This is a genomic window from Brevundimonas sp., assembly GCF_046293315.1.
GTDB lineage: Bacteria > Pseudomonadota > Alphaproteobacteria > Caulobacterales > Caulobacteraceae > Brevundimonas.
Genome location: NZ_JBKBPF010000137.1, coordinates 1 through 504, shown reverse-complemented (window position 1 = coordinate 504; position 504 = coordinate 1). Strand labels below are relative to the sequence as shown.

1 protein-coding gene is annotated in these 504 nt (G+C 72.6%); it reads left to right on the top strand.

From position 1 onward, the window contains the following. Positions 1-31: 31 nt before the first annotated feature. Positions 32-504: hypothetical protein (locus tag ACK4SE_RS14420; protein WP_409694109.1), on the top strand; the 473-nt coding region annotated here is incomplete at its 3' end.

Here is a 504-nt window from a genome sequence, read left to right as displayed (position 1 = left end):
GCTGCGACAATGGCGCCCATGTGGCTCGCTCTTGCGCGCGTTGTTGCGCGTGCTTGCGTGCGCGGCCCGGCAGCCGGACAAGACCGTACGCACCGACCCGGCCTACCAAGTGGCTGCCACCGCGTATGCCTTCCAGCTGCCCGTGCGTGCTGATGTGCTCATCGTGGCTGTGTTCCGACGGGATGTGGATCCTGCGGAGTTTGTGCGTGATCAACGGAACTTGGCGGGCCTGTCGCCCTCCTCCCGCTCCACCGTCACCCGCTACGCGCTCACTGCGCACGATGCGCTGCACCAGCGCCGCACGGCCCCCCCAGGCCCGCCTCGCACCTCCGTCATCGCTGCTGCTGCTGCCTCCGCTCCCGTCGGCACCGCCGCCGCCGCCGCCGCCGCCGGCGCTGCCGCCGCTGGCTCAGGCGCGGATGGCGGCGTCATGGGCGCTGGCATGACGAGCGCCGCGGCGGCGCAGTCGAGCGCTGCCGCTGCCGCCTTCCCGGAGCAGTGGCA